The following is a 24,015-nucleotide window of genomic DNA, read 5'->3' as shown; positions in this document are numbered from 1 at the left end:
ACGGAACATGACCACCAGGCTCATCGACGAGTCGTTGTTCGAGAACGGGGAGTCCGAGAACCGGAAGTTCGACACCGAGGGGTTCGAAGGGGATCCACCGCGTCTCGCGGGCGCCCGCTGCTCCGGGTGCGGCACCGTCGTCTTCCCCCGACAGGACTCGTGCCCCAGGTGTCCGAACGGGGCCATGTCCGGTCACGTACTGCCGGTGAGCGGGCACGTGTGGTCGTGGACGCTCCAGGCCTTCCCGCCGAAGCCGCCGTACCGGACGCCGGCCGAAGGTTACCGGCCGTACCACGTGGGCTATGTCGACCTCGGTGAGGTGCTGGTCGAAGCGCGGCTGGCGGTTCCCCGCGCGGAGATCCGGATCGGTCTGCCGGTCCGGCTCACCACGGTTCCCGCGTACCGGGACGAGGACGGAACCGAAGTGGTGACCTTCGCGTTCCGCCCGGAGCGGGACGGGGAGCGATGAGTCGGCCCGACGACGTGTACGTGGTCGGATGCGGCATGCATCCCTTCGGCCGCGACGAGAGCGTCACCGGCATGGACATGGCCGAGCGTGCGGTACGCGAGGCGCTGGCCGACGCCGGTGTCGGCTGGGAGGACATCGGCTACGCGGCCGGCGGCTCCGACGTGTCCGGCAAACCCGACACACTGGTGGGCCGGCTGGGCCTGACCGGAGTGCCGTTCGTCAACGTGCAGAACGGCTGCGCGACCGGTGCCTCCACCGTGCTCACGGTGGCCAACGCGCTGCGCGCGGGTGAGGCCACCCTGGGACTGGCGGTGGGGTTCGACAAGCACGAGCGGGGCGCGTTCCACGTCTCTGCGGCCCGCTACGGCCTGGGTGACTGGTACGCCGAGACCGGCATGATGCTGACCACCCAGTTCTTCGCGCTGAAGACCCAGCGGTACCTGTACGAGCACGGGATCTCGGAGCGGGCGCTGGCGATGGTCGCCGCGCGAGCCTTCCGCAACGGCTCGCACCACCCCCTGGCCTGGCGGCGCAAGCCGCTGACGGAGCAGGAGATCCTGGACTCCGCCGAGGTCAGTCCCCCGCTCACCCAGTACATGTTCTGCTCACCGGGACAGGGCGCCGCGGCCTTGGTGCTCGCGCTCGGCGACCGTGCGTTCGACCTGTGCGAACGACCGGTCAAACTGGCGTCGTTGGCCTTCCGGACCCGGCGGTTCGGTTCGTTCGAGGTGTTCTCGCCCTGGCTGCCGCCGGGACCGCACCACAGCCCCAGCGTCGACGCCGCCAAGGCGGTCTTCCGCACGGCAGGGGTGCGGCCCGCGGACGTACAGATCGCCCAGTTGCAGGACACCGACAGCGGCTCGGAGCTGATCCACCTGGCGGAAACCGGACTGTGCGGCCACGGCGAGCAGGAGGAGCTGCTGGCCGCCGGGGCCACGGATCCCGCGGGCCGGATACCGGTCAACACCGACGGCGGCTGTCTGGCCGGCGGGGAGCCCGTCGGCGCCTCCGGGCTGCGTCAGTTCCACGAGGTCGTACGACAGTTGCAGGGCCGGGCGCCAGGTGTGCAGGTACCGGGCGCTCCCCGGGTCGGCTTCACCCATGTGTACGGGGCGCCCGGGATCAGCGCGTGCTCGGTCCTGACGGTGTGAGAGGCGGCGAGCGAGCGGTGCGGGACATCTGCGCGCGACAGCCGGACAGCCACCTCATCGGCACCTGGCGCCGCGGGCCACTGCCCTGCTCAACCGCCTCGGCTCGGTGACGTGGCCGGCTTCGCCTGCTGCTGCTCGGCGGCGACGATGCGCAGCGCCAGCGCCCTGACCGCCTCCAGCACGGACCGGGAGGGCAGCTGGGACAGCGGTCCTCCCTCCGCCCGCAGCGCGGTGACGAGCATGGTCGTACTGATCAGCGTGCGGACCGCGAGCGCCTGTGCCGCGTGCCGGGCCTTCGCCGCCCGGGGGCTGCGTGTGGTGCCCTCGGGCAGATAGTCGTAGCCACGCTGGATGTGCCGCTGCTCGAACTCGTCCCGCAACACCTTGACGCTGCCGTTGGCCGAGGCGACCTGGACCTGGTACAGGCGGGCCTCGTCGGGATTCCGCTCCACCCAGTCCCACACGGCGTCGATGACCCGGACCAGGCCCTCCGCGTCGCCCGGCTCGGACTCCGGACGTGCCGCCTCCACGACCACGTTCAGCTGATCGAATACCCGGCGCATGGCGAGTTCGAGCAGCTCCTCCTTGCCGTCGAAGTGGTAGTAGACGGCTGTGGGCACCACCTGGGCCTCGTCCGCGATGTCCTGGATGCTGGTCTCCGCGAACCCACTGCGGCCGAACACCCGCACGGCGGCGGTGATGATGTGCTGCCGCCGCGAGGGTCGGTGGGCGGGCTGCTTGCCGTTCTTCGTGGTGGCCATCATGCTCCCTGCCGACTGGCGTGAACCCTCGTCCGTGGGCCCAGCGTACTGATCATTGTATCCAGTAACTCCGACCGTTCGTCCGCTTAATTCCTGCTGCACGTTGGTCTCCGGGACACCGAGGTCCCGGCATACTTGACAGCATGACAACATCCGGAACTCGCGCCGCTCACCGTCCCTCGCGCAAGCAGTGGGTGATCGAGGCAGCCACGGAGTTGTTCGCCACCCAGCCGCCGGACGAGGTGACGGTGGCCGACATCGCCGCTCGCGCGGAGATGACCTCGGCAGCGGTGTACTACCACTTCTCCTCCAAGGACCAGGTCCTGTCGGAAGCCATGCGGGCGTTCGCCACCGCGCTGCGCGAGGAGATGCGGGCGATCACGGAGGCCCAGGAGCCCGGCTCGGACATCGAGGCGGCGGTCACCACGCTGCTGGCCTGGATGGGTGAGTACCGGTCCGCCGCCACCGTGTACTTCGTGTCGTCGGCCGGCATGAGCCAGGAAGCGGAGGCTCTGCGGCAGGAGAGCCGTACGGAGTTGCTGGAGGAACTGGTGCGGCTGATCCGCAAGGCCCGCACGTCGGTCTCCGACGCCGAGGCGGCGGTGATCGGCCTGGGCCTGCTGGCGCTGCTGGAGACCGCGGCGATCTCACAGGTCCGGGGCGACGACGTCTACCGGTCGCTGGGGCACCGCTCCTTCGTCCGCGAGGTCGGCGATCTCGCGGGGCGGATCGCCGACCCGGCCACATAGAACCCCGGTCGCGCCAGCAGGCGGATCACACCAGCAGACGGAGGGGCTTGCTCAGCAGCTCACCGACCGTGCGCAGATATTCGGCGGCGGGTGCCCCGTCGACGGCACGGTGGTCGAAGGTGAGGCTCAGCGTGAGCACCCGTGTGCGCAGCGGCCGGTCGTCCACCCACTCGACGCCGTCCCTGAGCCTGCCCACCCCGAGGATCGCGACATTGCCGGGGTTGATCACGGGGGTGAAGAAGTCGACGCCGTATCCGCCGAGCGAGGTGACGGTGAAGGTGGCGCCTTCCAGCTGTGCGGGGGAGATCCGCCCCTCGCGCGCGGCCTGGGCCAGGGCCCTCGACCGGCGGGCGATCTCGGGCAGCGGCAGCGTCACCGCGTCCTCGATCACCGGGACCATGAGGCCGCCCGGAACGGCCACCGCGAAGCCCAGGTGGATGCCGGCGAGCAGATGGACGCCGTCCTCCCGCACCGTCGCGTTGAGCAGCGGGTGCTCTCGTAGGGCCAGGGCGGCGGCCTTCAGCAGGAAGTCGTTGAGGCTGGGCACCGGCAGTTCACTGTCGGCCCACTCCTCCTTGAGCCGGTCCCGCAGGGACACCACGGCGTCCATGCGCACCTCGTAGCCGTGCGTCAGCTGTGCCATCTCCTGGAGGCTGGCGTGCATCCTGCGGGCGATGGTGCCGCGCATCCCGGTGAGCGGGAGGACGTCGCCGGGCCGAGGTGCCGTGTTCCGGCGAACAGGCGCCGGAGCGACGGCGTCGAGGTCGGACCGGCGGATCCGGCCGCCGGGCCCGGTGCCGTTCACCCCGGAGAGGTCGATGCCCCGCTCCTTCGCCAGCTTGCGGACCAGCGGTGAGAAGGGGGTGCCGCCCGGCGGGACCGGCGTGGCGAGGTCGCCGGGGAAAGCCGCGAGGTGCTCCTCCACGTCCTCGGAGACGATCCGGCCGCCCGGCCCCGTGCCGCGTACGGCGGTGAGGTCGACGTCGGCAGCGGCGGCGACCCGCCGGGCGTTCGGCGAGGACAGCATTCGGTCACCGGTGCCGTTGACCGAATGCGCCGCGGCGCCGCCGGCCTCGGGGGCCGCACCGGCGCCGGTGAGGGCCGGGAGGGCGCCCATACCCGCACCGCCGGCGAGGGCAGGCACGGCGGCCACACCCGAACTGGACCCGGACCCGGCGGGCATCGGCGTACCCCCCGGGTCCGGTGGCTGCTCGCCCTCGGCCAGCAGCCAGCCGATGAGGGCCCCGGCCGGGAGCGTGGCCCCCGCCGGGACCACCGGGTGGAACAGTCCCCCGGCCTCCGCCTCCACGTCCACGTCGACCTTGTCGGTGGCCAGCCGCAGCAGCGCGTCGCCCTCCGCGACGGCGGCGCCGGTGGGCACCAGCCATTCGTCGATCGTGCCTTCCTGCATGGTCAGGCCGATCTTCGGCAGCAGAACCTCGACCGCCACGTCGGTCACGACCTTTCGAGGAGGCGCCGGCAGCCCTGGGCGATGCGGGCGCGATCGGGCACGTACGCCTTCTCCAGGACCGGGGAGAAGGGAACCGGGGAGAAGGGGGCGCCGATACGCAGGACCGGCGCGTCCAGATAGTCGAAGACCGTGTCCTGGATCTGGGCGGCGATCTCCGCGCCGAGCCCGCCGAAGGTGACGGCCTCGTGCACCACGAGCACCCGGTTGGTGCGGCGGACGGAGGCGAACATCGTCTCGGTGTCCAGCGGCTGCACGGTGCGGGGGTCGATCACCTCGACCTCCACGCCCTCGGCGGCGAGTTCGTCGGCCGCCGCGAGGGCCTCCCCCACCATGCGGCCGAGGGCGATCACGGTGACGTCGGAGCCCTGCCGTGCGGTGTGCGCCTGCCCCAGCGGGATGCCGTAGATCTCCTCGGGCACCTCGCCGGTGCTGCCGAGCAGGACCTTGTTGAGCATGACGACGACCGGGTTGTCGTCCCGGATGGCCGAGACGGTCAGGCCCTTGGCGGTGTACGCATCGCTCGGCATCACCACCTTGAGTCCGGGCACGTGGGCCAGCCAGGCCTCCAGGCTCTGGCTGTGCTGGGCGGCGGCGCCGAGGCCCGCGCCGGAGGCGGTGGTGATGGTGAGCGGCACGGACAGGGCGCCGCCGAACATGTACTTCATCTTGGCGGCCTGGTTGACGATCTGGTCGAGGCAGACGCCGATGAAGTCCATGAACATCAGGTCGACGACGGGGCGCAGCCCTCGGGCTGCGGCTCCCACGCCGAGGCCGACCAGGGCGGCTTCGGAGATCGGGGTGTCGATCATGCGGCGGGGGCCGAACTCGTCGAGCAGGTTGTCGAACATGCGGAACACGCCGCCGTATCCGGCCACGTCCTCGCCGGCGACGAAGACGTTCTCGTCCTCGCGCATGGCCTGCGCGAGACCTTCGTTGAAGGCCTTGACGTAGCTCAGCTTGCGGGAGGCGGCGGCCGGGGTGACGGCCGGTGCTTCGGTGGTGGTGGTCATGGCGGTCATCCCGAGTAGACGTTGAGCAGCAGGTCGGCGGGGTCGGGCAGTGGGCTCGCCTCGGCGTACGCGATGGCCTCGGCGATCTCGTCGCGGGTGCGCTGCCATACGTCGTCCAGCTCCGCGCGGGTCGCGGTGCCGTCGGCGACCGCCCGAGTCTCGATCACGTCGATGGGGTCGCGGGCCTTCCACTCGGCGACCTCCTCGTCCGAGCGGTAGGGGTGACGCAGGCCCTTGACGCCCTGGTGGTCGAAGAAGCGGTAGGTCTTGGCCTCGATCATCATCGGGCCCTCGCCGCGCCGGGCCCGTTCGACGGCTTCGGTGGCGGCGCGGTGGACGGCGACCGCGTCCATCCCGTCGACGATCACGCTGGGCATGCCGTAGGCGGCGGCCCGGTCGGCGACATCGGTGAGCAGCATGTGCCCGGACTGCGGGGTGAACTCCGCATAGCCGTTGTTCTCGCAGACGAAGACCACGGGCAGGCCGAGGATCGCGGCCATGTTGGCGCCCTCGTGCCAGGCCCCGATGTTGGTGGCGCCGTCGCCGAAGAAGGTGACGGCGACGCTGTCCTCGCCCTTGTACCGGGCGGCGAAGGCGGCGCCCACGGCGATCGGGACGCCGGCCCCGACGATGCCGTTGGCGCCGAGCATGCCGCGGGTGAGGTCGTTGATGTGCATGCTTCCGCCGCGGCCGAGGCAGGCGCCGGTGACCCGGCCGTACAACTCGGAGTACATCTCGCGGAAGCCGACACCCTTGGCCACGGCGTGCCCGTGGCCGCGGTGGGTGGAGGTGATCTGGTCGTCGTCGCGCAGGGCCGCCATCACGCCGGCAGCCACGGCTTCCTGGCCGACGTAGAGGTGCAGGAAGCCGGGCAGTCTGCCCGCCTCCATGAGCTTTCCCGCCTCGGTCTCGAACAGCCGGATGCGCACCATGCGTTCGTGCAGATCCTTGATGACCTGCACGCTGACCTGCGCGGATTTCTTCGACGCCGTTGACGCTCGTTGAGCCATCGTCCGCCCCTTCGCCCGAGGGAGGTTGCCAAGCAATCGGACTTACTTGTGCTGGTCTACAGTAACCAGCACGGGGCACCTTACTGAACAGCGTCTCTAATTACTATGCCCAGGGACCGGGTCTCCGCCCCGCGCGTCCACCAACTCCACGACGTTGCCCTCCGGATCCGCCCAGAAGCTGATCCGCCGACCGCGCGCCCGGACGACGACCGGGTCCGACAGCGGCCGGGCGCCCGCGGTCGGCAGCGCCGCCACCACCGGGTCCATGTCGTCGAGATGGAAGGTGAGATACGACAGTCCCGGACGCCCGGCCGGCAAGGGTGCCGCGTGCGCCGACACCGGGGCCGACCGGGGAAGGATCAACTTGACGCACCCTCCGGATGGCACCCACAGCCAGACGACCACCAGCTCGCCGCCGAGCCCGGCCGGGCCGCCGATCGACTCCGGTACACGTGAGCGGTGCTCGGCGCGACAGCCGATGATGTCGCAGCAGAAGCGCTCCATCAGGTCCAGGTCCCGCACCACCACACCCACCTCGAACGGCCGGGTCATGACCATCACACCCACCCCCACGGGACACCGAGCGGCAACTTCAACACTTTCTATTGACAGAGCACACTAAGTCCTGTTGTCGTTTCGGACACAACCCAGCTGTCGCGTTCCGAAGCCGCTCACCGGCTCGCGGCTGGGAGGATTGTGAGGACATCGTGGTCCAGACCAGTTCGCCGGAGGTTCGGGAACCGGGTGCCGTGCGCAGGTCGACGGCCTCGGCCCGCCCGGCTCCCTCGGCCCCCTCGGCTCCCGAATACTCGTCGTGGATCAGCCAGGACCGCTCCACCGACGCCGCCTCCGTGACGATGCGGCGGGAGGCGGCCGAACTCGTCGAGCGGGTGATGGCGCACTACCGCGACAACACGACGCACGAGGCGGACGGCCAGTGGACCGAACCCGTGGCCAACTACCTCGGCGCCGACCGCTGGCAGCGCGAGACTGACGCCGTCCACCGGAGCGTCCCGCTGCCGCTCGCCATGTCCTGCGAGCTTCCCGGGCCGAACACCTACAAGGCGATCGACGTGCTCGGCATCCCCGTGCTCATCACCCGGGACCGACAGGGCACCGTGCACGCGATGATCAACGCCTGCCGGCACCGGGGGGCCAAGCTCCTCGAACCCGGCTGCGGGGTGTCCAAGCGCCTCACCTGCCCGTACCACTCCTGGTCGTACGACCTGGCCGGGGAGCTGCGGGGCGTGTACGCCGAGAAGACCTTCGGTGAGGTTCCGCGCGAGGGCCGTAGCCTCGTCAGGCTTCCGGCCGGGGAGCGCGCGGGGATCGTCTTCGTCTCGCTGGACCCGGCGGCCGAGCCCGACCTGGACGCCTGGCTGGGCGATCTGCTGCCGCTGCTGGAGGGCCTCCGGCTGGCCGAGTGCCACCACTACTCCACCGGCGAGCTGACCAGTCCCAACTGGAAGGTCACCCTCGACGGGTATCTGGAGACGTACCACTTCGCCTCGCTGCACCCGAAGACGGTGTTCGAAACGAACCTCTCGAACATGATGGCCCACGACACCTGGGGCCCCCATCAGCGCATCGCACCGGCCCTGCGCCCCATCGCGCAGGCGGTCGAGCTGCCGCCGGACCAGCGCGATCCCGGCGACTGTGTCGGGCCCATCTACTGGCTCTTCCCTGGCCTCGCGATCGCCGGCGGCTGGCGGCAGAAGATCGCCGTCTCCCTGGTGCTCCCCCGGACGGCGACCGAGTCGGTGACCCAGCAGATCATCCTGCTGCGGGAACCGGCGGTCACCGACGAGGAACGCCACGCCGCCGACCGGTTCGGCGAGTGGTTCCACGAGGTGGTCCGCGACGAGGACTACGCGACCACCTACGGAGTTCAGCAGGGTCTGAAGGCCCTCGACGGGACCGACTTCGTCTTCGGACGCAACGAGCCCGGACTCCAGCACTTCCACCGCACCATTCACCGACACCTGGACAGGGGCGCCACAGCAGCCCCCAGAGCCGCCAGGTGAGCAACCAACAAGACTCGCGGGAGAACACCATGGTGGCTACGGGCAGCCTCGACGGACGTGTCGCGGTGATCACGGGCAGCACGCGCAGTATCGGACGCGCCATCGCCGAGGCCTTCCTGGCCGACGGCGCCACGGTCGTCGTCAGCGGCCGCAGCGAGGTCAAGGGCAAGCAGGCCCTGGAGGAGATGGGCGCCGGGGACCGGGCCGTCTTCCACCCCTGCGACGCCAACAGCCAGGAGGACATCGAGGGCCTCGCCGACTTCGCCGCCGAGCGCTTCGGCCGGCTCGACATCTGGGTCAACAACGTGGGCGGCAGCTCCGGCTTCGCCCCGATCCACCAGCTCAGCGACGAGGCGTGGCACGACGCCCTCAACCTGAACGTCAACGGCTACTTCTACGGCACCCGCCGGGCGCTGCCGAAGATGCTGGAAGGCGGCTGGGGCCGCATCATCAACATCTCGTCGGTGGAGGGCAAGCAGGCCAACAAGCCCGCGATCAGCCACTACATCACCAACAAGCACGCCATCCACGGCCTGACCAAGGCGACCGCCTTCGAGTACGGCACGCAGGGCATCACCTGCAACGCCATCTGCCCCGGCGCCGTCGACACCGACCTCATGCGGGCCGCGGGTCCCGCCGCGGCGGAGGCCGAGGGCATCTCCTACGAGGAGTGGCTGGGCCGGTTCGCCGAGCATGCCGCCACCAAGAAGATCACCACCGTGGAGCAGGTCGCGGCGGTCGCCTCACTGCTCGCGAGCGACGCCGGGGCGGGTATCACCGGCACGCTGATCAGCGTCGACGGCGGAACCGCGCAGTGGTAGGCGGGGGACGGGCAGGGGCAGGCACGGGTACGGAGAGCGGGAGACCTCGGTCATGAAGAGCTGGATCACGGACTGGCAGCGCAGTGAGCGGCTGCCGCACTACACCCGGGCCAACGCGGGCGAGACCCTGCCGGACCCCGCCAGCCCACTGGGCTGGACCCTGGTCTGGGGACGCGGCCTGCAGGGCTGGCGGCACGGCTTCGTCGGGTTCGGCATCTACCGCGAGGAGGAGGTGGCCGGCCCCCGACCGCCGTTCGTCGGCATGTTCGGCGGCCACTTCTATCTCAACCTGTCCCACATGCGGCTGTTCGGCATCCGTATGGGCCAGACCGCGGACCAGATCGACGCGGCCTACGTCGGTCAGCGCTCCGACACGCCGGTGTACGTGGCGCACCCGGACGACCAGGACGCGGAGCTGACCGGCAAGGCGGGCGCGACGCTTCAGCGGATGCTCGGCCAGGCCGGCTTCCCGGAGGCCGACGCCGACCGGCAGCGGCTGCGGGCCCTGCGCCACTCGCGCCCCGATCTGACACAACTGTCCGACGCCGAACTGGTGGCGCGCGCACGGTCGTTGCTGGACGAGGTGGAGACGACGTTCCAGCGGCACGTCGAGTCGTCGCTGCCCGCGTCCGTGGGACCGGCGATCCTCGGTCCGCTGTGCGCGAGCGTGGACCGCCCCGGCGCCATGCTCGACCTGATCGGCGGTCTCGGCGACGTCGACTCCGCCTCCCCCTCGACCGGGCTGTGGACGCTGTCCCGCCAGGTGGCGGCCTCGGCCGAGCTGAGCGCACTGTTCGACCGGGGCCCGGCCACCGTGGAGCAGGCGCTCGACACCGCCACCGGGGACGTGAAGGCGTTCCGTGACTCCTTCGAGGAGTTCCTGGCGGAGTCCGGCGACCGCGGCCCCAACGAGTGGGACATCCACGCGCTGTCCTGGGAGGCGGCACCCGTCCAGGCGCTGGCCCTGGTCGACCGGATCCGGCACAGTCCCGACGACGACTCCCCGGCCGCCCGCCGGAAGCGGCTGACCGAGGGGCGTGAGCGGACGGCGCGGGAGATCCGGGCCGCGCTGCCCGAGGAGACGCAGCCCATGTTCGACGCCGGCATGCACGCCTCCCAGGTGTGGATCCCGGCCCGCGAGCGCACCAAGGCGAACTGCGTCACCGTCGTCAACGAGATCCGCATGGCCGTACGGGAGCTCGGTCGCCGCGGTGTCGAGGCGGGGCTCTTCGCCCGGCCCGAGGACGTGATGATGCTGCTGGACACCGAACTCGACGACTATGTCGCCGACCCGGAGCCCTTCGGCCCCGTCATCGCCCAGCGGCTCGACGAGTACGCCGGACTCCATGAGCTGGAACCGCCGTTCTTCGTCCACGAGGACGCGCAGCTCGCGATCGACACCTGGCCACGACGCACCGAGGAGCGGACCGAGGCCGCCGTCGAGGGCGATGTGCTCAGCGGTGTCGGCGGCAGTCACGGCACGTACACCGGCAGGGTGCGGGTGGTCAGCGACCCCGCCTCGTGCGAGGCGCTCGAACCGGGCGAGGTACTCGTCGCGCCGATCACGGACGCGGCCTGGACCCCGCTGTTCCTGGTCGCCGGAGCGGCCGTGGTGGACGTGGGCGCGCTCAACAGCCACGCCGTCGTGGTCTGCCGGGAGCTGGGCATCCCCGCCGTCATCTCTGTCGAGGGCGGGACACGGCGGCTGCGGGACGGCATGGTCATCACGGTCGACGGCGACAAGGGCACGGTCACCGTGGACGACGTCCCGGCGGCAGCCGCCATCTGAAGCACCGCGGGCCCGTCGTCTCTGCCTGCCCACACGACGGGCCCGCGGGCACGACCACGAAAGGACCACCGTGGCAGAGGAAGTCATCGTCGCCGGCTGGATGGACTACGAGCCCGGCGACCGCGACACGATGCTGGGGCATCTCGTCGAGCTGGGCCACCGTACCCGAGAGGAGGAGCCCGGCTGTCTGGACTACGCGATGACCGCCGATCCCACCGACGAGCGGCGCATCCGGGTGTACGAGCGCTGGATCTCGCAGCAGGCCCTCGACGAGCACTTCACCACCCCGCACATCAAGGACTTCCGGACCGCGGTGGCCGAACTGACCCGGGTGGGGGTCTCGTTGGACGCGTTCAGCGTCACCGCGGCACGGCCCATGCGCTGAGTCCGCCGACGGCGGCCCCCGGGAGGAAGCCGATGCCGGCCGGTTCCTTCATCCGCCGTGCTTCCAGGAGGTGGGCCTCCCGGGTGAATGCTCCACCGACGGGCCCCATGGGAAAACCCATGGGGCGGACAGCCCGACATACTGCGTGAATGCCTACCCAAAAGACAATTCCTCCCTTGATCCACCAGACGTGGAAGGACTCCGATCTCCCGCCGAAATGGCAGAAGTGGTCCGAGTCCTGGCGGCTGCACCACCCCGGCTGGGGGTACCGGTTGTGGACAGACGCGGACAACCGCGCGTTCCTCCAGGAGCACCATCCCTGGTTCCTGCCGGTTTACGACGGCTACCCCGAAGCGATCATGCGGGCCGACGCGATTCGCTATTTCCTGCTCGACCATTTCGGCGGGCTCTACGTGGATCTGGACTTCGAGTGCCTGAGCCCGGTGGACGGAATCCTTGACGGGCAGGAACTCGTCCTCGGCTGCGAGCCCGAGGCGCACACGCGGCTGCTGCTCGCCCGCCGGCGCGGCTTCGACCGCATCGTCGGCAACGCGTTCATCGCGTCACGTCCGGGTCACCCCTTCTGGGCCCATGTGCAGCGGCAGCTGGTCGGCGCCCACAAGCAGTCCAACACTCTCGACGCGACAGGCCCGTTCTTCCTCACCCGAGCGATCGACAGCGCCCCGGAGCCGGACTCGATCACGGTTCTCGCCCCGGAGGTCCTGTACCCCGAGGTGAGCCCATACGCGACAGAGCTGTTCGGCCCGCAGGAAGCGGACTACGACCGTGCGAACGCCGTGCACCACTGGTCGGGCAGTTGGGCGTGCGACACCCCGGCCACGCCGCGGCTCTCCCCGGGCACACGGCTGCCGTTCTGGGCCAGCCAGGAACTGCAACCGGTCGCCGACGGCCTGCTCAACGTGGAGGCGCAGCGCCGCCGCTGGGCCTCGGGCGCGCCCGCGCCGACGGTGTCATGCCTGATGGTGACCAAGGACCGGTCGGCGACGGCACAACGTGCGATCAGGTGCTTCCGCGCCCAGACCTACCCGAACCTCGAACTGGTCGTGGTGGAGGACGGCACTGATGACTCCCTCGAGCAGCACATCCGCGATCTGGACGACTCGCGGATCCGCCATCACCGGCTGCCCCCGGAGGGACGGACTCTGGGGGAACTGCGCAATGAGGCGGTAGACCGGGCCGGCGGCCCCTACGTATGCCAGTGGGACGACGACGACCTGTATGACCCGGAGCGGGTCGAGACGCAGATGGCGGCGATTCTCGCGCTCGGTGCCGAGGCCTGCTTCCTCGCCCGTGAGCGGTTGTGGTGGCCCGCCCGCCGCCGGCTCGCGATCTCCTGTGCGCGGGTCTGGGAAGGGTCGATGGTGTGCGCGAAGGACCGGCTCCCGCGCTACCCGGCGCTGCGCCGGGGCGAGGACACCCCGGTGGCGGAAGAGGTGGTCCGCAGCTGCCGGGTCGTTTCGGTTGACGCGCCCGAGCTGTACACATACGTGTGCCACGGGAGCAACACGTTCGACGAGTCGCATTTCGCGGAACACTTCGAGGTGGCGACCCAGATCTGGGCCGAACCCGGTGCCTACGCCGAGCGGTTGCTGGCCATGGCGACCCGGCTGCCGCTCGAGCCGGGGGACATCGCCCACGCCGAGACCGGTGCCGACACCGCCGGAACCCCCGAGCGGAAACCGCGGCCGGCCCCCGAGCCCGCCCCGGCGCCGGCCGAGGAGCGGCCCTCGGTGCTGGTGCTCACCCCTCTCAAGGACGCGGCCGCGTTCCTGCCCGTCTACCTGGACCGCCTTCGCGCCCTGGACTATCCGCGGGAGGCGATCTCGCTGGGCCTGCTGGAGGGCGACAGCAGGGACGCGACACCCGAACTCCTCCGGCAGGTCCTGCCGGACCTCGAGGCGGAGTTCCGGCGGGTGACGCTCGTACGCCGCGATTTCGGCCTCCAACTGGCCGGTCCCCGTTGGGAGCCCGGCATCCAGCGCCGGCGCCGGTCGGTGCTGGCGAAGGTGCGCAACCACCTTCTCTCCCGGGCACTGATCGACGAGGAGTGGGTGCTGTGGCTCGACGTCGACGTCACGGACTACCCGACGGACCTCGTCCAACGTCTGCTCGGCGCACGCAAGGACATCGTCGTCCCGCACTGCGCCACCACACCCGGTGGGCCCACGTACGACCTCAACACCTTTGCCCTCAGGCCCGGATCCGGTGCGCTCAACTGGACGCAGTGGCTTCGCGACGGCATCCTTCAGCCTCCCAAGGGCTTCGGCCGGATGTACCTCGACGAGCTGCGCGGGCAAGGACTCGTCCGCGTCGACTCGGTCGGCGGCACCGTGTTGCTGGTGCGCGCCGACCTGCACCGCGACGGCCTCGCCTTCCCGTCGTTCCCCTACCGGCAACTCATCGAGACCGAGGGGCTGGCCGCGATGGCCCAGGACATGGGCACCGCCTGCTGGGCGCTGCCGGATCTGGAAGTGGTGCATCCGCACCATGCCGTACCGGAACCGGCGCGCACCGAAGCCGTGTCCCTTTCCTGACCGGTGGGGGGCCGGGCTGGCGTCGACTCAGCCAGCCTCACTCACAGTGAGTGTTCGTTTTGACACATTAAGTGAGCAATTTTACGGTGGTTCCACTGCCCCCGGCGTGGAGGTTTCCGGCGCTTCGGGCAGTTCCCCATCGCCTACAGAAAGGCACCACCGTGAAAGCCCGTGTCATCACCTCGCTGGCCCTCCCCGCGGCACTGGCCACCGCCGGACTGCTCAGCACCGCGGAGGCGGCCTACGCCGCCATCGGTCCGGACACGCTGACAGCGTCCGCGAAGTACGGATACCAAGGGCAGCTCATAGACGGCGAGGCCAGCCTCACCCCCGGGTCCGGGACCCCCTGCACGCCGATCGGCAACATCACCATCACGGACTACGTGCACTGCTGCACGCCGATCGGCAACATCACCATCCCCGACTACGGGTACTGCCAGGACCAGCACGAGCACGGGCGCGACCACCACGACCACGGACGCGACCACCACTACACAGATCAGCACCAGCGCAGCTAGCGCATGGTCCAGCGGTCTGCTCGGGCGTGACCCTCGAAGAGGGTCGGGGGGGGGCGCCCCGCGCCCGGCACACCGCATCCGACCACCCGTCGCAGCCCGCTTCCTCCCGGCTCCCGTCCCTCCGCCTTCCCGTTCCTGAGCGAAAGACCGCGCATGCCCCACAGTCCCCACAGTTCCGACCCTGTGGTCTCGGTGGTCATCCCCTGCCATGACTACGCCCGCTATCTGCCCGAGGCCCACGCAAGCGTCCTTGCCCAGACCTTCGAGGACTGGGAGCTCGTCATCGTGGACGACGGCAGTACCGACAACACCGTCGAGGTGGTCCAGTCCCTGATCGACCGCCATCCCGACCGGCGCGTCAGGCTGCTCCAGCAGGCCAACGCCGGCGTCTCCGCCGCGCGCAACACCGGGATCGAGGCCGCCACCGGCCGCTACGTCCTTCCGCTGGACGCCGACGACGTGATCGCTCCCACGATGCTGGAGAAGACCGTCGCGGTCCTGGATGCCAACCCCGGCATCGCCATCGCCTCAACCGATGTGTTCACCTTCACCGACGACGATCTACCCCCGCAGGCGATGCCCCTCCCCGCCTACAGCAGAGAGCTGCTGCTCCAGCGACTGATCATGTTCTACTGCTCGCTGTACCGACGTGAGGTGTGGCAGACCGTGGGCGGGTACGACGAGAGCATGCGGGCCGGAGAGGACTGGGACTTCTGGGTCGGCTGCGTCGAGCACGGCTTCGACGCCCACCACATCCATGAGCCGCTGTTCGGGGCGCGCAACAAGGACACCGGACTGCATCTGGAAGCCGCCGAGAACGACCTGGCCATCCGGGCGCGAATCGTGGCCAAGCATCCGAGCCTGTTCAAGCCGGTCACCCGGGGCTGGGCGCAGGCCGTGCTCAGCCAGGACGCGGAAGCCTGCCTGCGGGACGAGCAGGTGCCCGACGACATCCTCACCCGGGCTGCCGAGATGGACCAGTTCCTGACCGCCGTCATGGCCCTGCAGCGCACGGCGCGGGTGCAGTACTACCACATCCAGCGGCTGGAGAAGGCGCTGGCCGCTCGCGACGGCGCAGCCGATCCGCCCGTTCCGGAGAAGGCTCCCGCCCCGCCGAAGGCTCCCGCCCCGGCGACGGTTTCCGCCGTCTGACGCGGTGGCAGGCTCATCCGGTGGCCGACGTACGGTCGTGCGGGTCCGGTGCCAGCCGGACCAGCATCTTGCCGGTGTTGCCGCCGGACAGCAGGGACAGCAGGGCCTGCGCCGCTTTGTCGAGGCCGTCCACGACCGTCTCGCGGGCGACCACCCCGCCCGAGCGCAGCCAGCCGGAGACCCGGTCCTCGAACTCCGGGCGCAGGTCCTCGTGATCGCGGACGATGAAGCCGCGCAGGGTCAGTCGCTTGAGGACCGCCTGGATCAGGTGATTGATGTCGGCGGGCGTACGGTCGCCTCCGAACTGCGACATCATGCCGCACAGTGCGACACGGCCATCCGTGCGCAACGCATGCAGCGCGGCGGCGAGTTGCTCCCCGCCGACGTTGTCGAAGTAGACGTCGACGCCTTCGGGCGCAAGCCGGGCCAGTGCCTCGCGCACCGGCTCGGCCCGGTAGTCCGCGGCGGCGTCGTAGCCGAACTCCTTCACCAGCAGGGCGCACTTGGCCGGCCCTCCGGCGGTCCCGATGACGCGATCCGCGCCCAGCATGCGCGCGAACTGGCCGGCGGCACTGCCCACGGCCCCGGCCGCCGCCGACACGAAGACGGTGTCGCCAGGGCGCAGTGCGGCGATCCGGGTCAGACCGACGTACGCGGTGAACCCGGTCTGGCCCAGCAGGCCCAGCCAGGTGGGCAGCGGGGCGAGTCCTGGGTCGATGCGACCGGCGCCGTCTGTGTCCGCCGCGTCCAGCACGGCCCGCTCGCGCCAGCCGAGCTGATGGCGTACGTACGTGCCGGGCGGCACCGAGGCGCAGCGGCTCTCCTCCACGACGCCGAGGGCACGGCCGTCGAGCGGCGAGCCCGGGGTGAAGTTGTGCGTGTAGTGCTTCTCGGTGCTCTCCAGGCGCCCGCGCATGGACGGGTCGACGCTCATGTAGAGGTTGCGCACAAGCAGCTGCCCCTCCCCCAGGGACGGCAGCGGGCGTTCCTCGACGGCGAAGTCAGCGGGGAGCGGTTCTCCGTCGGGTCGGCGCACCAGGCAGACCACCCGGGTGGTACGGGGTGTCACGGGGTCACTGCTCCGGCTGCGGGGGCGTACGCCGCTGGGCGAGGCGGCCGACCCAGCCGGCCATCTGGAGGTCGGCGTGGCGCAGTTCGCCCGACTGCCACCGGGCCTGGAAGTCGAAGACGCCCTGCGCCCCTGTCCTGGGATCGGTCACCTCGACCAGTCCGTCCTCGGTGAGCCGGTACACATGCCCGGTCAGTGGGTGGATCACTTGCTTGGGCATGGGTGCCTCACTCCTGCACTCGGCGGCGTACGCCGCGCTTGGTCACGGTCACCGGGCCCTCGACCCGGAGCCGGCAGGCGAGCCGGGTCAGGCCGTCCGCCGGCCTGCGCAGGGACTCGATGCCCTCGCGCTCCAGCGGGTCCACCGGGGAACAGTTCTCGGCTCCGTCCTCGACCTGGACGAAGCAGGTGCGGCAGGTGCCCTTGCCACCGCAGAGGGTGGGCCAGCGGTAGCCGAGCCGCTGGGCGGCGGTGAACAGGTCCTCGCCGTCGAGGACTTCGAGCTCGACGCCGGCGGGCCTGACCGCCACCCGGTGGGTCACTTGTCCATCCAGTGGTCGAGCGTCCGGTTGAAGTGGCGGATGCGGCTCTCCTGGTAGTTGGCCAGGGTGATGCCCGGTTTGCGCATCGCCTTCAGGCCCTGCTGGACATAGGGCAGGTTCTCGCAGTCCTGGTCGAAGACGGGTCCGAGCACACCGAGTTCGGGTATGTCGGCGAAGAGCATGTCCTCGGGCACCCAGCGGATCTTCGCCGGGGGCGGCGTCTCGCCCGGCTGCTTCGGGGACGACATGAAGATGATCTCGGCGGTGCAGGAGTCGGGATCGAGGCCGTTGGGCCGGAACCGGTAGATGATGTTCGACTTGGCGCCGCCCCAGGGGTTGAAATTGGGGAACAGCAAGTAGTTGATGGCATCCAGCAGTTCGGTGTCGGGGGTCTTCGAGAAGTCCTGCTGCGAGGTGGCCGCCAGTTGCGCGCGCATCCGCTCGGCGAGGACCTGGCGGGCGGTGCCGCCGGGCGGGATCGCCGGCAGTTCGTCACCCTCCCGCATCACCAGGTCACGGCCCTGGGCGGCGGCGTAGAACGACCGCGAGTCGTAGAAGGTCTCCAGGACGTCCTCCTCCGTGACGGAGTCCGCCACGTGCGGACTGGGCGCGCCCTGGATGTTGATCATCCGGCTCCAGTTCGGCTGGTCCGCCATGACGTCGTACTGCGAGTTGGCGTCGGCGAGCCACGGCAGCATCTGCGGGTGGGTGGCGATCACGTGGAAGGACTCGATGAACGCGTCCTGGGCGATCTTCCAGTTGCAGGGCAGCACCTTGCCGATGTGCAGCGACTTGTAGCGGTTCTCCAGGGGCCAGATGTAGTAGTCGTCGAAGGTGCCGCGGTAGCTGTCGAAGGACTCGGCGTACGGGTCCATGTTGATGAAGACGAAGCCGCGCCAGGTGGCCACCTGAGCCTCGGGGAGGGCGAACTTCTCCGGGGTGACGTGCGGGAAGTCCCAGGCGCAGGGCGGGGTCTGCATCGTGCCGTCGAGGTTCCAGGCGAAGCCGTGGAACGAGCAGCGGAACTCGCTGACGTTGCCGCCGCCGGTGCGCAGTTTGCGACCGCGGTGCAGGCAGACGTTGACGTAGGCGCGGATCTCGTCGGGGGCCGTGCGGACCACGATGAGGGAGTCGTCGCCGATCTCGTAGACCTCGTGGTCGCCGACCTCAGGGATCTCGCTCTCCAGACAGGCGAACTGCCAGACACGCCGCCAGACCTGCCGCATCTCGCGTTCGGCCCACTCGCGGGAGGTGAAGCGGGCGGTGTCGATGTCCTCGCTGCCGAGGTGGTCGTTCCGCTCGAACCTCAGGGCGGGGGGAACGGGGCGGCTGTCCTGGTCGAGGTAGTCCTGGACGCTGGGCCCGGGGCACCGCGCAGTGGCCGGCTCCGACGTTTCGTCCATCATCTCTCCTCCGGCAGAAACTTTAGAGTGAGTGTAGTTACCAGTCGCGGCCGGGAGCAACAGTCGCGTCGGCGAACGAGCTCCGCACCTCCCGAGGTCACCGCGTTATTCACCCGTGAACCCGGAATTTCTTGCGGCTCCCCTCTCCCCAAGCCCGCTGGGACATGTCACACTCCGACCCACTTGAGGCTGTAGTTCCTCATAAGTTTCTCCGTTCCGGGACGAATCTCTGCCCGTCCCGGCCCAGCCCCGCGGCGTTCCCGCCCCGGGGCGACACAGAGTCAATCCGCCTGACCGGAGCCGACCGCCGCGGAAGCGTGAGCGCCGCGGGTCGCGGCAGTGCAGGCGACACACCACGGGAGTACTCAACGATGAGTTCCAGACCCGGTCGCGCGGTCCGCCGCGTCCTCACCGCGATCGTCCCCGTCACTTCCCTGCTCGCCCTGGCGGCGTGCGGCACCGGCTCCACTCCGGCCGCCGGCTCGACACAGGCGGCCGCGCCCGGTTCCCCCGGCCTGACGGCGGCTCGCGCGGCCCTGGCGAAGTACTCCGAGCGCCCGGACTCGATCTCCGTCACCCAGCCCGTCGGCAAGAAGATCCCCAAGGGCAAGAAGATCGATTTCATCCTCTGCGGCGTCCAGTCCTGCAAGGACCTCGCCGACTTCTTCACCGAGGCCGCCGAGGAACTCGGCTGGCAGGTGAAGCAGATCGCCACCCAGGGCACCCCGGAGTCCGTCCAGGCCGCCTACGAGCAGGCCCTGCGCGACAAGCCGGACGCCGTCGTCGCCTCCGGTTTCCCGCGCGCCGTCTACGCCAAGCAGCTGGCCCGGCTGCATGCCGCCGAGATCCCCGTCATCCAGTCGAACGCCGACGACCTGCTGGGCGACGGCATCTCCCTGCTCAAGAACGGGCCGGACGACGTCGGCATCCAGGGCCAGATGCTCGCCTCATGGGTGGTGTCGAACAGCGACGCCAGGGCGAACACCGTCTACTTCGATCTGCCGGCCTACACGATCCTCAAGCCCGTCAAGGATTCCTTCGCCACCAAGTACAAGGAATGGTGCGACGGTTGTGGGCTGGACAACGTCGACGTGCCGATCACCGCGGTGGGCAAGGACATGCCGGACCGCGTGGTGTCGTACCTCCGGTCGCACCCGAAGGTGACCCATGTCGTCTTCTCCCTGGGTCTGCTCAACGTGGGCGTGCCGGCCGCGCTGAAGACCGCCGGCCTCACCGGCAAGCACATCGTCGTCAACGTCGGTGACGCGCAGAACTACCAGTACATCCAGAGCGGTCTCACCGACGGCGCGATGGCGCTGAACTCGCACGAGACGGCCTGGCTCCAGGCCGACGCGCTGGCCCGGCACTTCACCGGCCAGCCCATGGACGTGGACCAGAAGGCGGCACTGCCCAACATGCTCGTCACCAAGGACAACCTGCCCTCGGCCGACGGCGACTTCCCGATCGTCGAGGACTACCAGGCGCAGTTCAAGGCGCTGTGGGGACTGAGTTGACCGGCCCGGTGCTGCGGGTGGCCGCCCTGTCGAAGAGATTCGGCGGCACCCAGGCCCTGCAGGACGTCGATCTAGAGGTGTCGCCCGGCGAGATCCACGCCCTGATCGGGCCCAACGGCTCCGGCAAGTCCACCCTCATCAAGATCCTCGCCGGTTATCACCACGCGGAGCCGGGTGCGGTGGCCGAACTCGACGGCGAACCCTTCGACCTCGGCCAGGTCACGGCCTCCCGCCACGACCGGCTCCGCTTCGTCCACCAGGAGCTGGGGCTGGTGGGCGAGTTGAGCGCCATCGACAACCTCGCGCTCAGCCACGGCTTCGCCCGCACCGCCTTCGGCAACATCCGCTGGCCGGAGATGGAGCGAAGGACGAGCGCCCTCGTCGAACGGTTCGGCCTCGGCATCGACGTGCGCCGGCCCCTGGCGACGGCGACCCCCGTCCAGCGCACGGTGGTGGCCATCGCCGCCGCGCTGCAGGGCTGGGAGGGCCGTCGCGGTGTCCTGGTGCTCGACGAGCCCACCGCCGTGCTGCCGCCCGGCGAGGTGGCCCGCCTCTTCGACATCGTGCGGGAGGTCCGCGACGCCGGCGCCGGCGTGCTGTACGTCTCGCACCGGATGGACGAGATCTTCGCGCTCGCCGACCGGGTCACCGTGATCCGCGGCGGGCGCCGGATCGCCACGCGCCCGGTCGCGGAGCTCACTCCGCGCTCGCTGGCGGAGCTGATGGCGGGCGAGGAGACGGAGACCGACCACCGCCCCAGTCCCCCTTCAGGTCGTGCCGACCCCGTGCTGGAAGTACGCGATCTGTGGGCCGGACCACTTCGGGGGGTCGGTTTCGACTTGGCCAGGGGCGAGCGCCTGGGCATCACGGGTCTGGTCGGCTCCGGCCACGAGATCGTGCCGTACGCGGTGTGCGGGGCCCATGCCGGACGGGTGAGCGGCAGGCTGCGGCTGCCGGAAAGCTCCGAGCGGTGGACCGAGGCGCGTGACGCCGACGGCCTGGGCCTTCCCCTGGTCCCGGCGGACCGGGCGGGCGAGGGAGTGATCGGCGACTTCTCGGTCGGCGAGAACCTCACCCTGCCGCTCCTGGACCGGCTGCGCGCCCGTTCCGGGCGCCTGCGCCGACGCCGCGAATCCGCCCTGGCGGAGGACTGGATCCGGCGGGTCGGGGTGCGTACGGCCGGACGCGGAGCCAGGATCACCACACTCAGCGGCGGCAACCAGCAGAAGGTCGTCATGGCGCGCTGTCTGGCCCAACGACCGCCGGTACTGACGCTGTGCGAACCCACGGCGGGCGTGGACATCGCCACCCGTCTGCAGCTGTACGACCTGATAGAGCGTCAGGCCGCTGAGGGCATGGGTGTCATCGTGTCCTCCTCCGACACACAGGACCTGCTCGCGCTGTGCACCCGCGTCCTGGTGGTGCGGGACGGCCGGATCGCACGGGAGATCAGCGGCCCGGACATCACCGAGCCCGCGCTCGTGCACGCCATGGAAGGAACCGAGTGACATGAGCCCTGGAAGGAACCGAAGGACATGACGTCCACCCCGACCCGGGCGGCGGAGCTCCCGCCGTCCGCACCGGAGAGATCCGCGGTGTCCGTAGCGGGGACACCGGTCCGACGGGCGGCGGCGGCCCTGTCGTTCCGGAACATCGGCGCCGTGTACGTGTGGCTGGCCATCGTCGTGCTCTTCTCCGTGTGGGCGCCGGACACGTTCCCGACCACCCTCACGGTCAAGCAGGTGCTGAACGGCAACGCCGTGGCAGGCCTGGTGGCACTCAGCGTCGTCCCGCCGCTGGCCGCACGGGTCTTCGATCTCTCGATCGCCTACACCATGTCGCTCACCAGCGTGCTGACCGCCTACTTCATGGTCACCGCCGGGCTCGGGCCCGGCGCGGCCATCGCGCTGGCGATGACCGCCGCACTGCTGATCGGGGTCGTCAACGGCATCGTGGTGGTGGTGCTGCGCGTCGACTCGTTCATCGCCACCCTGGCCACCGGCGCGCTGATCCAGTCCCTGATCACCATGGTCACCAACGACAGCTCGATCACCGGTGTGCAGCTGCTCGCCGAGCCGTTCGCGAGCATCGCCCAGCTGGACGCGGGCGGCATCACCCTGCCCGTGCTGTATCTGCTGCTCGCCGCGGCCGCCATCTGGTTCCTGCTGGAACACACCGCCACCGGGCGCCGGTTGTACGCGACCGGTTTCAACGCCGACGCGGCCCGGCTGCAGGGGGTGCGCACCGACCGGCTGCGCTTTCTGACCCTGGTGGCCTCGGCCCTGCTCTCCGGTTTCGCCGGCGTCGTCTTCGCCTCCTCGGTCGGATCCGGATCGCCGACCGCGGGCACCCCGTATCTGCTGTCGGCCTACGCCGCCGCCTTCGTCGGGGCGACCCAGTTGCGGGCCGGCCGCTTCAACGCCTGGGGCACGGTCCTCGCGGTCCTCCTGCTCGGCACCGGCATCACCGGACTCGGACTCGCCACCAGCGCGCAGTGGGCCGCGAGCCTGTTCACCGGCTCGGTCCTCATCGTGGCGCTGGTCCTCACGGGTGGCCGGATCGCCCTTCCCGCCGTGCTGCGCCGCCGGACAGGGCCTCGGCCGGATATCACTGCGAGCAAGGAGGTCTGACGATGAAGGCTGTTCAGTACCGGCGGGTGGGGCACGCCCCCGAGGTCGTCGAGGTTCCGGTGCCCGAACCCGGCCCGGGGCAGGTGCTGTTGAAGGTGACGGCGGCGGGGCTCTGCCACTCCGATCTGGCGGCGATGGGCTGGCCCGAGGAGCAGTTCCCCTACGCACTGCCGATGACACTCGGCCACGAGGGTGTCGGGACCGTGGCGGCGGTGGGCACCGGTGTCGCCGCCCTGGCGGAGGGCCAGGCGGTGGCGGTGTACGGCCCGTGGGGCTGCGGGCGCTGCCACAAGTGCGCCGAGGGCAAGGAGAACTGCTGTCCGCACGCCGCCGGCCTCGGCATCCTGCCGCCGGGCCTCGGCTCACCCGGCGCCCTGGCGGAGTACATGCTGGTGGACTCGCCCCGCCACCTGGTTCCGCTCAACGGAGTCGACCCTGTCCAGGCCGCGCCCCTCACCGACGCCGGGCTGACCCCGTATCACGCGATCCGCAGGTCACTGCCGAAGCTGCTGCCCGGCAGCACGGCGGTGGTGATCGGCGTCGGCGGTCTGGGACATCTCGCCGTGCAGCTGCTGCGCGCGCTGACCCCGGCCCGGGTGGTCGCCCTCGACGTGAGCGAGGAGAAACTGGAGCTGGCAGCCAAGGTGGGCGCGCACGAGACGCTGCTCTCCGACGGTGAGGCGGCAGCCCGGATCCGGGAACTCACCGGCGGTACGGGAGCGGAGGTCGTCGCGGACTTCGTCGGAGCCGAGGCGACTCTCGCAGTCGCCTCCGCGTCGGTGGCGGTGGAGGGCGATGTCACCGTCGTCGGCCTCGGCGGGGGCACGCTGGCCGTCGGCTTCGGGGGCGGGCTGCCGTTCGAGGTGTCGGCCTCCTTCCCCTACTGGGGCAGCCGGACGGAACTCATGGAGGTCCTCGAACTCGCACGGCAGGGTCTCGTGTCCTCCCACGTCGAGACCTTCACGCTGGAACAGGCGACCTAGGCGTACGAG

The 24,015-nt window shown here is 70.3% G+C and carries 23 protein-coding genes; 14 read left to right on the top strand and 9 right to left on the bottom strand.

The features are described 5' to 3' along the window. Positions 1 to 7: 7 nt before the first annotated feature. Positions 8 to 469 carry a Zn-ribbon domain-containing OB-fold protein gene (locus ACFU53_RS27745; RefSeq protein ID WP_383997913.1) on the top strand — a complete coding sequence of 154 codons (462 nt, stop codon included), beginning with the start codon at positions 8 to 10 and terminating at the stop codon, positions 467 to 469. Continuing rightward, entirely contained in the window at positions 466 to 1,620 is a 1,155-nt protein-coding gene (locus tag ACFU53_RS27740; protein ID WP_383997910.1) for a thiolase family protein, read from the top strand. Before ACFU53_RS27745 ends, ACFU53_RS27740 begins: the two co-directional genes overlap by 4 nt. Positions 1,621 to 1,709: 89 nt before the next feature. Here the strand turns inward: ACFU53_RS27740 and ACFU53_RS27735 are convergent, their stop codons facing one another. Beyond that, positions 1,710 to 2,384 (bottom strand): TetR/AcrR family transcriptional regulator, encoded by a 675-nt coding sequence (locus tag ACFU53_RS27735; protein ID WP_383997907.1) that lies wholly within the window; start codon positions 2,382 to 2,384, stop codon positions 1,710 to 1,712. 140 nt (positions 2,385 to 2,524) lie between these two features. Between ACFU53_RS27735 and ACFU53_RS27730 the strand changes: the two genes are divergently transcribed. Then, positions 2,525 to 3,130, top strand: coding sequence for a TetR/AcrR family transcriptional regulator (locus ACFU53_RS27730; protein ID WP_383997904.1), 606 nt, complete (start codon positions 2,525 to 2,527; stop codon positions 3,128 to 3,130). A gap of 25 nt (positions 3,131 to 3,155) precedes the next feature. Here the strand turns inward: ACFU53_RS27730 and ACFU53_RS27725 are convergent, their stop codons facing one another. From ACFU53_RS27725 to ACFU53_RS27710, 4 genes are all read right to left on the bottom strand, one after another. Further along, positions 3,156 to 4,589, bottom strand: coding sequence for a 2-oxo acid dehydrogenase subunit E2 (locus ACFU53_RS27725; RefSeq protein ID WP_383997901.1), 1,434 nt, complete (start codon positions 4,587 to 4,589; stop codon positions 3,156 to 3,158). Beyond that, the gene (locus tag ACFU53_RS27720; protein ID WP_383997898.1) at positions 4,586 to 5,611 is read right to left on the bottom strand and encodes an alpha-ketoacid dehydrogenase subunit beta; all 1,026 of its coding nucleotides are present in this window, start codon (positions 5,609 to 5,611) and stop codon (positions 4,586 to 4,588) included. Before ACFU53_RS27720 ends, ACFU53_RS27725 begins: the two co-directional genes overlap by 4 nt. A 5-nt stretch (positions 5,612 to 5,616) precedes the next feature. Next, entirely contained in the window at positions 5,617 to 6,621 is a 1,005-nt protein-coding gene (locus ACFU53_RS27715) for a thiamine pyrophosphate-dependent dehydrogenase E1 component subunit alpha (RefSeq protein WP_383997895.1), read from the bottom strand. Positions 6,622 to 6,717: 96 nt separating this feature from the next. After that, complete coding sequence (locus ACFU53_RS27710) at positions 6,718 to 7,173, bottom strand: VOC family protein (protein WP_383997892.1); 456 nt, start codon at positions 7,171 to 7,173, stop codon at positions 6,718 to 6,720. A gap of 197 nt (positions 7,174 to 7,370) precedes the next feature. On the opposite strand from ACFU53_RS27710, the gene ACFU53_RS27705 reads away from it, so the two are divergent. The 7 genes from ACFU53_RS27705 (at position 7,371) to ACFU53_RS27675 (ending at position 15,865) form a co-directional block, all read left to right on the top strand. After that, positions 7,371 to 8,645 carry an aromatic ring-hydroxylating dioxygenase subunit alpha gene (locus ACFU53_RS27705; protein WP_383997889.1) on the top strand — a complete coding sequence of 425 codons (1,275 nt, stop codon included), beginning with the start codon at positions 7,371 to 7,373 and terminating at the stop codon, positions 8,643 to 8,645. Then, positions 8,642 to 9,466, top strand: a complete 825-nt coding sequence (locus ACFU53_RS27700; RefSeq protein ID WP_383997887.1) for an SDR family NAD(P)-dependent oxidoreductase — start codon at positions 8,642 to 8,644, stop codon at positions 9,464 to 9,466. Before ACFU53_RS27705 ends, ACFU53_RS27700 begins: the two co-directional genes overlap by 4 nt. Positions 9,467 to 9,518: 52 nt before the next feature. Next, positions 9,519 to 11,255 carry a PEP-utilizing enzyme gene (locus tag ACFU53_RS27695; RefSeq protein ID WP_383997884.1) on the top strand — a complete coding sequence of 579 codons (1,737 nt, stop codon included), beginning with the start codon at positions 9,519 to 9,521 and terminating at the stop codon, positions 11,253 to 11,255. 70 nt (positions 11,256 to 11,325) lie between these two features. Next, positions 11,326 to 11,640, top strand: a complete 315-nt coding sequence (locus ACFU53_RS27690; RefSeq protein WP_383997881.1) for a putative quinol monooxygenase — start codon at positions 11,326 to 11,328, stop codon at positions 11,638 to 11,640. 176 nt (positions 11,641 to 11,816) lie between these two features. Continuing rightward, positions 11,817 to 14,195, top strand: a complete 2,379-nt coding sequence (locus tag ACFU53_RS27685; protein ID WP_383997878.1) for a glycosyltransferase — start codon at positions 11,817 to 11,819, stop codon at positions 14,193 to 14,195. Between the two features lie 161 nt (positions 14,196 to 14,356). Further along, a complete protein-coding gene (locus ACFU53_RS27680; protein ID WP_383997875.1) occupies positions 14,357 to 14,713 on the top strand; it encodes a hypothetical protein in 357 nt (118 codons plus the stop codon). A 153-nt stretch (positions 14,714 to 14,866) separates the two neighbouring features. Further along, complete coding sequence (locus ACFU53_RS27675) at positions 14,867 to 15,865, top strand: glycosyltransferase family 2 protein (RefSeq protein WP_383997871.1); 999 nt, start codon at positions 14,867 to 14,869, stop codon at positions 15,863 to 15,865. Between the two features lie 13 nt (positions 15,866 to 15,878). Here the strand turns inward: ACFU53_RS27675 and ACFU53_RS27670 are convergent, their stop codons facing one another. The 4 genes from ACFU53_RS27670 to ACFU53_RS27655 are packed head-to-tail and all read right to left on the bottom strand — an operon-like array spanning position 15,879 to position 18,882. Further along, positions 15,879 to 16,934, bottom strand: a complete 1,056-nt coding sequence (locus ACFU53_RS27670; RefSeq protein ID WP_383997868.1) for an NADP-dependent oxidoreductase — start codon at positions 16,932 to 16,934, stop codon at positions 15,879 to 15,881. A gap of 4 nt (positions 16,935 to 16,938) precedes the next feature. Beyond that, positions 16,939 to 17,154 carry a transposase gene (locus ACFU53_RS27665; protein ID WP_383997865.1) on the bottom strand — a complete coding sequence of 72 codons (216 nt, stop codon included), beginning with the start codon at positions 17,152 to 17,154 and terminating at the stop codon, positions 16,939 to 16,941. 7 nt (positions 17,155 to 17,161) lie between these two features. After that, on the bottom strand, positions 17,162 to 17,476 hold the full coding sequence (locus tag ACFU53_RS27660) for a 2Fe-2S iron-sulfur cluster-binding protein (protein ID WP_383997862.1): 315 nt from the start codon (positions 17,474 to 17,476) through the stop codon (positions 17,162 to 17,164). Further along, the gene (locus ACFU53_RS27655; RefSeq protein ID WP_383997859.1) at positions 17,473 to 18,882 is read right to left on the bottom strand and encodes an SRPBCC family protein; all 1,410 of its coding nucleotides are present in this window, start codon (positions 18,880 to 18,882) and stop codon (positions 17,473 to 17,475) included. The genes ACFU53_RS27660 and ACFU53_RS27655 overlap by 4 nt, the downstream gene beginning before the upstream one ends. Positions 18,883 to 19,250: 368 nt before the next feature. Between ACFU53_RS27655 and ACFU53_RS27650 the strand changes: the two genes are divergently transcribed. Genes ACFU53_RS27650 through ACFU53_RS27635 form a run of 4 tightly spaced genes read left to right on the top strand, consistent with a single transcriptional unit; the run spans position 19,251 to position 24,006 of the window. Further along, positions 19,251 to 20,393, top strand: coding sequence for a sugar ABC transporter substrate-binding protein (locus ACFU53_RS27650; RefSeq protein WP_383997856.1), 1,143 nt, complete (start codon positions 19,251 to 19,253; stop codon positions 20,391 to 20,393). Then, the gene (locus tag ACFU53_RS27645; protein ID WP_383997853.1) at positions 20,378 to 21,901 is read left to right on the top strand and encodes a sugar ABC transporter ATP-binding protein; all 1,524 of its coding nucleotides are present in this window, start codon (positions 20,378 to 20,380) and stop codon (positions 21,899 to 21,901) included. Before ACFU53_RS27650 ends, ACFU53_RS27645 begins: the two co-directional genes overlap by 16 nt. A 27-nt stretch (positions 21,902 to 21,928) precedes the next feature. Beyond that, positions 21,929 to 23,023, top strand: a complete 1,095-nt coding sequence (locus ACFU53_RS27640) for an ABC transporter permease (protein WP_383997850.1) — start codon at positions 21,929 to 21,931, stop codon at positions 23,021 to 23,023. 2 nt (positions 23,024 to 23,025) lie between these two features. Further along, positions 23,026 to 24,006 (top strand): NAD(P)-dependent alcohol dehydrogenase, encoded by a 981-nt coding sequence (locus ACFU53_RS27635; protein WP_383997847.1) that lies wholly within the window; start codon positions 23,026 to 23,028, stop codon positions 24,004 to 24,006. The last annotated feature ends 9 nt before the right edge of the window (positions 24,007 to 24,015 follow it).

This window comes from Streptomyces sp. NPDC057474 (assembly GCF_042802555.1).
Classification (GTDB): domain Bacteria; phylum Actinomycetota; class Actinomycetes; order Streptomycetales; family Streptomycetaceae; genus Streptomyces.
The sequence above is the reverse complement of the archived record's forward strand: the minus strand, read 5'-3'. Positions and strand labels throughout refer to the sequence as shown.

Excerpts from the sequence above, each read along its gene's own strand:
- ACFU53_RS27745 (WP_383997913.1), top strand. The coding sequence starts at position 8 with ATGACCACCAGGCTCATCGACGAGTCGTTGTTCGAGAACGGGGAGTCC.
- ACFU53_RS27740 (WP_383997910.1), top strand. The coding sequence starts at position 466 with ATGAGTCGGCCCGACGACGTGTACGTGGTCGGATGCGGCATGCATCCC.
- ACFU53_RS27735 (WP_383997907.1), bottom strand. The coding sequence starts at position 2,384 with ATGATGGCCACCACGAAGAACGGCAAGCAGCCCGCCCACCGACCCTCG.
- ACFU53_RS27730 (WP_383997904.1), top strand. The coding sequence starts at position 2,525 with ATGACAACATCCGGAACTCGCGCCGCTCACCGTCCCTCGCGCAAGCAG.
- ACFU53_RS27720 (WP_383997898.1), bottom strand. The coding sequence starts at position 5,611 with ATGACCACCACCACCGAAGCACCGGCCGTCACCCCGGCCGCCGCCTCC.
- ACFU53_RS27715 (WP_383997895.1), bottom strand. The coding sequence starts at position 6,621 with ATGGCTCAACGAGCGTCAACGGCGTCGAAGAAATCCGCGCAGGTCAGC.
- ACFU53_RS27710 (WP_383997892.1), bottom strand. The coding sequence starts at position 7,173 with ATGACCCGGCCGTTCGAGGTGGGTGTGGTGGTGCGGGACCTGGACCTG.
- ACFU53_RS27695 (WP_383997884.1), top strand. The coding sequence starts at position 9,519 with ATGAAGAGCTGGATCACGGACTGGCAGCGCAGTGAGCGGCTGCCGCAC.
- ACFU53_RS27675 (WP_383997871.1), top strand. The coding sequence starts at position 14,867 with ATGCCCCACAGTCCCCACAGTTCCGACCCTGTGGTCTCGGTGGTCATC.
- ACFU53_RS27665 (WP_383997865.1), bottom strand. The coding sequence starts at position 17,154 with ATGCCCAAGCAAGTGATCCACCCACTGACCGGGCATGTGTACCGGCTC.
- ACFU53_RS27655 (WP_383997859.1), bottom strand. The coding sequence starts at position 18,882 with ATGATGGACGAAACGTCGGAGCCGGCCACTGCGCGGTGCCCCGGGCCC.
- ACFU53_RS27650 (WP_383997856.1), top strand. The coding sequence starts at position 19,251 with ATGAGTTCCAGACCCGGTCGCGCGGTCCGCCGCGTCCTCACCGCGATC.
- ACFU53_RS27640 (WP_383997850.1), top strand. The coding sequence starts at position 21,929 with ATGACGTCCACCCCGACCCGGGCGGCGGAGCTCCCGCCGTCCGCACCG.
- ACFU53_RS27635 (WP_383997847.1), top strand. The coding sequence starts at position 23,026 with ATGAAGGCTGTTCAGTACCGGCGGGTGGGGCACGCCCCCGAGGTCGTC.